General features: G+C 52.5%; 6 protein-coding genes. 3 read left to right on the plus strand and 3 right to left on the minus strand.

The features are described from left to right. Both DBO31_RS00390 and DBO31_RS00395 read left to right on the plus strand, forming a co-directional pair. Positions 1-537: transketolase (locus DBO31_RS00390; RefSeq protein ID WP_150824164.1), on the plus strand; the 537-nt coding region annotated here is incomplete at its 5' end. Further along, positions 537-1,460: a transketolase family protein gene (locus DBO31_RS00395; protein ID WP_150824165.1), complete on the plus strand. Its 924-nt coding sequence runs from the start codon at positions 537-539 to the stop codon at positions 1,458-1,460. The genes DBO31_RS00390 and DBO31_RS00395, both read left to right, overlap by 1 nt. 81 nt (positions 1,461-1,541) lie before the next feature. Here the strand turns inward: DBO31_RS00395 and DBO31_RS00400 are convergent, their stop codons facing one another. Beyond that, entirely contained in the window at positions 1,542-1,964 is a 423-nt protein-coding gene (locus tag DBO31_RS00400; RefSeq protein WP_059076532.1) for a GNAT family N-acetyltransferase, read from the minus strand. 224 nt (positions 1,965-2,188) lie between these two features. Between DBO31_RS00400 and murI the strand changes: the two genes are divergently transcribed. Then, positions 2,189-3,034, plus strand: coding sequence for a glutamate racemase (murI, locus tag DBO31_RS00405; RefSeq protein ID WP_150824166.1), 846 nt, complete (start codon positions 2,189-2,191; stop codon positions 3,032-3,034). 36 nt (positions 3,035-3,070) lie between these two features. Here the strand turns inward: murI and DBO31_RS00410 are convergent, their stop codons facing one another. Then, a complete protein-coding gene (locus DBO31_RS00410) occupies positions 3,071-5,008 on the minus strand; it encodes a TRAP transporter permease (RefSeq protein WP_059076530.1) in 1,938 nt (645 codons plus the stop codon). A 13-nt stretch (positions 5,009-5,021) separates the two neighbouring features. Beyond that, a partial coding sequence (locus DBO31_RS00415) for a DUF1850 domain-containing protein (protein WP_150824167.1) occupies positions 5,022-5,315 on the minus strand: 294 nt, incomplete at its 5' end.

Raw genomic sequence — 5,315 nt, forward strand, 5'->3', positions numbered from 1 at the left:
GGAGCCATGCTCCAGGGCGTGCCCGATATGAACCGCACGCCGGGCATTGATATGTCTACCGGCTCGCTGGGTCAGGGCCTGTCCGCCGGCAACGGCATGGCTCTGGGAGCCCGTCTTGACCACGCAGACTGGCGCACGTACGTCATCTGCGGCGACGGGGAAATCGAAGAAGGCATCATCTGGGAAGCGGCCATGACCAGTGCCCATTTTAAGCTGGACAACCTGACGCTCATCATCGACCACAATAAATTGCAGCTCAGCGGTGCGTCGGAAGAGGTCATGAATATCATGCCTATTGCCGATAAATTCCGCGATTTCCACTGGCATACGATTACTATCAACGGTCATAACTTTGACGAAATCCGGGCAGCCCTGAAAGAATCGGAAGAAACGAAAGGCATGCCGACGGCCATCATCGCCGAAACTATCAAGGGCAAAGGCGTCGATTTCATGGAAAACAAGGCCGCCTGGCACAATAAAACACTCGATGCCGCCGAAACGAAAAAGGCACTGGAAGAATTGGAAGGTGAATCATAATGGCTATGTCTACACGGGACGCCTACGGTCATGTCCTGGAAACGGAAATCTATAAAAATCCCGATGTCGTCGTCGTTGATGCGGATATCGCCTCTTCGACGCGGGCAGAAAAATTTAAGAACAAGGCTCCGGAACGGTTCTTCAATGTCGGTATTTCCGAACAGGACCTGATGGGTACCGCCGCCGGTCTGGCTGCCGTCGGAAAAATCCCCCTGGCCGGATCGTATGCACTGTTTACCGAACGGGGACTGGAAATCACCCGCAATTCCATCTGCCTGCCCAATCTCAATGTAAAAATCATCGTCAGTCACGGCGGCCTGACCATCGGCAGTGACGGTGCCACCCATCAGGCCATCGAAGACATCGCTCTCATGCGCAGCCTGCCCAATCTTTCGGTCATCGTCCCATCGGACGGCTGGGAAACGGAAGAAGCCGTCAAGGCCGCCGTCGCCCATAAAGGCCCGGTATACATCCGCCTGGGAAAAGATACCGTCCCCGATATCCATCCGGCCGGAAGCACCTTCCAATGGGGCAAGGGACAGATTCTCCGGGACGGCATTGACGTGGCCCTCATAGGGACAGGGCGCATGACAGCAGCTGCTCTTGCCGCCGCCGATCAGCTGCGTCAGGAGGGATTGGAAGCCATGGTCATCAATATGCCGACCATCAAGCCTATTGATGCCGATCTCATCAAATATGCCGCCCGTAAGACCGGACACATGGTCACGGCAGAAGAAGGCACCGTACTCGGTGGTCTCGGTTCCGCCGTAGCAGAAACACTCGTCCGCCGCTATCCCGTCCGTCAGGAATTCATCGGCGTACAGGATACATTCGGTGAATCCGGTTCTTCCGAAGACCTGCTGAAAAAATACGGTCTCACCGCAGATGATATCGCCGCTGCCGCCCGTAAGGTACTGGCATAAACGTCTCAGCCATCGTATAACAACAAAAAAGCAGCAGATATGGGGAAACTCTCCCTGCATCTGCTGCTTCTTTTTTCGTATTTAAAATTCCCGGACAAATTTTGCGTGAGTTTGCTCCATCCCTTCGCGCATATAAAAGCGGTGAGCATGGACGCGGGCCTTATTGCTGGTCACCTCTATGAGAACGCACTGCCGCTTTACTGCTTCTTCTTCGGCCAGGCGCACCATCTGGGCGCCAGTGCCCTGACTGCGCGCGTCTTCACTGACAAAAAATTCCACGATTTCCGCACAGTTTCCGCAGTGATGCAATTGCCTGTCAAACCGCAGATTCAATACGGCATACAGTTTCCCGTCCTTTTCTGCAACGAGGCAGTAGTAATCATCATTTTCCATCTGTTCTGCATAAACCCGGGCAAACATGTCCCTGTCCAGTTCCCGCCGGACGAGCTGGCAGATGAGCTCATAAACGCCTTGAAGGTCGTGAATCGTACTTTTTCTAAACATGGTAGTACCTCTCTTTTTCTAAATATATATGAACTGCCATTTATCATACGGCCTTCCTAGTTCCATTATATCAGGAAAAATCTTCCCACCGCCAGTTTTTACCTATGAAAATAAAGACTAGGATATGCGAAATTTGCAAGTAAAATTATTTCTCCCGGCCCCGGCCCGTGCTATAATATATACGCTGATACAGTATAATTTCCATGAAATCCGAGGTCTTTTATATGAAAATTGCTTTTTTCGACTCCGGCATCGGCGGGCTCAGCGTCCTCCATCATGCCATGAAAGTACTCCCTCATGAACAATTTATTTTTTTCGCCGATGAAGATAATGTACCCTATGGGACGAAGACGACGGAACAGGTATTCCAGTACGTCAGCGACGCCTTTTCTTTTCTCATGACCAAAGATGTCAAGGCTATCGTTGTAGCCTGCAATACCGCTACCAGCGTGGCCGTGCGGGAACTGCGCCACCAATACAAGATTCCCATCATCGGGATGGAACCGGCTGCCAAAAAAGCACTCGATATGGATACAGAGCGCAACCGCGTCCTGGTCATTGCCACGCCGATTACCGTGCGGGGACATAAAATCAAAGAGCTTATCGAAAAATACGATACAGAAAGTCTGGTAGACCTGCTGGCCATGCCGGATCTTGTGGAATTTGCCGAACACATGGATTTTTCCTCGCCGGCCGTAGAAGACTATATCCGCCGGCAGTTTGCCCCGTATGATTTCAGCAAGTATGCCAATCTCGTCCTAGGCTGCACCCATTTCAATTATTTTAAAGAAACGCTGCGACGCATCCTGCCAGACCATGTCCGCTTTGTCGATGGCAACGAAGGAACAATCCGCGAACTCATCCGCCAGCTCGATTACCGCAAAGGTCTGGAATATCTGCCTCAGACCGTCGAATATTATTATTCGGGAAGGCCGTCACAGAGCCTCACGAATTGCAGCGTATCGACGCCTATCTGGACCAGCTGGAACGGGTTTATACCATCATCTGATATTTTACAATATGGCGGACCCCGATCTGCCACAAATAAAACAGGAGCTGTCTTCCCCTGATTGAGAAGACAGCTCCTGTTTTCGTTCTATTCAGTTTCAGCCGGCAATGGCTGCTTTTTTCTTTTTCAGCCGCATCTGCCAGAAGAGGATGCTGCCAAAAATGACGATACCGATGCCGTCGGTCATGACGCCCGGCACAATCATGAGCAGGCCTGCCACAAACAACAGGACCCGTACGGGGACGTTGCAGTGATCGGCCAGATACCCAATCATGGACGAACTGAGGCCGATCATGCCCAGTACAGCCGTAATGGTCGCCATAATCATTTCCAGCGGCGTCGCCTGTACCATGAGAAGGACTGGCGATACGACAAAGATATAGGGAATGATGAAGGCCGCTATGGCCAATTTGGACGCATTGACCCCGGTCATGAGGGGATTGCCGCCGCTGATGCCGGCACCGGCATAGGCCGCCAGTGCTACCGGCGGTGTAATATCAGCGATGATTCCGAAATAGAAGACAAACATATGCGCCGCAAGGACGGGGACGCCCAGTTTTATCAGGGCCGGAGCGGCAATAGTCGCCGTGATGACATAGTTTGCCGTGGTCGGCACGCCCATGCCCAGTATAAGCGCCGTAATCATGGTAAAGAACATGGTCGGCAGCAGCATACCGCCCGAAAGGTCGATCAGGGCCGATGCCAGTTTTAATCCCACGCCGGTCTTGGTAACGACGCCGATGATGATGCCGGCTGCAGCACAGGCTATGAGTACGCCCAGGACGCCTTTGGCGCCTTTTTCCAGCCCCTGGATGATCTGAATGGGTTTCATGCGCGTAGCCTTGCGGACAAACGATGCCGCGATGGACATGACGATGGCTACCAGTGCCGCCCGCATGGGCGAATAGCCTGCAACCAGCAGATAGACGATTGCGATGAGAGGCAGGGCCAGATGACCCCGTTCTTTCAAAATCGTCCAGATCTTAGGCAGCTGAGAGCGGGGAACGCCTTTCAGATTGTTGCGTTTTGCTTCGAAATGAACACCAAGACAGATACCTGTAAAATATAATAAAGCCGGGATAACGGCTGCCTTGACGATATCAATATAGGGAACGCCGACAAATTCTGCCATGAGGAAAGCCGCTGCCCCCATGACCGGCGGCATGAGCTGTCCGCCTGTAGACGATGCCGCTTCTACGGCACCGGCGAAATTCTTGTGATAGCCTAATTTCTTCATCATAGGAATGGTGAAGCTGCCTGTCCCGACGACGTTGGCTACGGAGCTGCCGGAAACGGTCCCCATGAGGGCGCTGGAAATGACAGCTACTTTGGCAGGCCCGCCACTGGACCAGCCGGCGATGGCATTGGCCAAATCAATGAAGAATTTCCCCAGGCCGGTCGCTTCCAGATAGGCGCCAAACAAAATAAACAGGAAAATAAAGGTAGACGATACACCAAGAGGAATACCGAATACGCCTTCGGTCGTAAAATACAGGTGTCCTACCAGCTGTTCCGGTGTCAGTCCCCGATGAGCCAGAACGCCCGGCATATAGGGACCGGCAAAGGCATACGCCAGAAAAGCCAGCACCACGCAGAGCATCGGCTTTCCTACGGCCCGCCGTGTAGCTTCCAGGATCAGCAGGATGCCTATGCTGCCTACGATGTAATCCATCGTCGTCACCGTTCCGGAGCGCAGCACGAGCTGCTGATATTCCAGGACGATATAAGCTGGAGAGGCTGCCCCCAGGATTGCCAGCAGGATATCCAGGGGATGGACTTTCCCGCTCTTTAGCCATTTCTTCCGTGTCGGATAGAGAAGAAATATCAACGCCATGCCAAAGCCCAGGTGTACCGCACGCTGCAGCTGGGCATCGAGTACGCCGAACGCGCCGGTATACAACTGAAATATAGAAAACGTGATGGCAATGGCCGAAACAACTTTGGCCATAAATCCCTTGTAATTTATCGTATTGGATTCATTATCGTACTTTTTTAACACCTCATCGGCGAGTTGTTCCGTCGATTTTTCACTCATACTTCTCTCTCCCTTATCTGACCATATCCCGTATATACTGATATAATGGCGCTACCCTGATATCTACGGCACTACCATCTGGCAGGTACTGATACAAAGGGCAGACCGTATCCGCTATGGCAACGGTCAGTTGTGTGCCGACGCCTGTCCGCAGATGAAGCTGCGGGAAAGGCCGTTCCATATGGTCCATGATGAAATAATCGCCTTCATGGCGGAATGACCCATCGCTTTCCATAAACGGCAGTCCGACGCCGAAAGACTGGTATTTTGTTTTATGAAGGCAGAAGCCGTCCGCCCGGTCGTTGAC

This window comes from Megasphaera sp. DJF_B143 (assembly GCF_900320625.1).
In the GTDB taxonomy this organism is placed as follows: Bacteria; Bacillota; Negativicutes; order Veillonellales; family Megasphaeraceae; genus Megasphaera; species Megasphaera hexanoica.

Coding starts and splice junctions, on each gene's coding strand:
- DBO31_RS00400 (WP_059076532.1), bottom strand. CDS start 1,964: ATGTTTAGAAAAAGTACGATTCACGACCTTCAAGGCGTTTATGAGCTC.
- DBO31_RS00410 (WP_059076530.1), bottom strand. CDS start 5,008: ATGAGTGAAAAATCGACGGAACAACTCGCCGATGAGGTGTTAAAAAAG.
- murI (WP_150824166.1), top strand. CDS start 2,189: ATGAAAATTGCTTTTTTCGACTCCGGCATCGGCGGGCTCAGCGTCCTC.
- DBO31_RS00395 (WP_150824165.1), top strand. CDS start 537: ATGGCTATGTCTACACGGGACGCCTACGGTCATGTCCTGGAAACGGAA.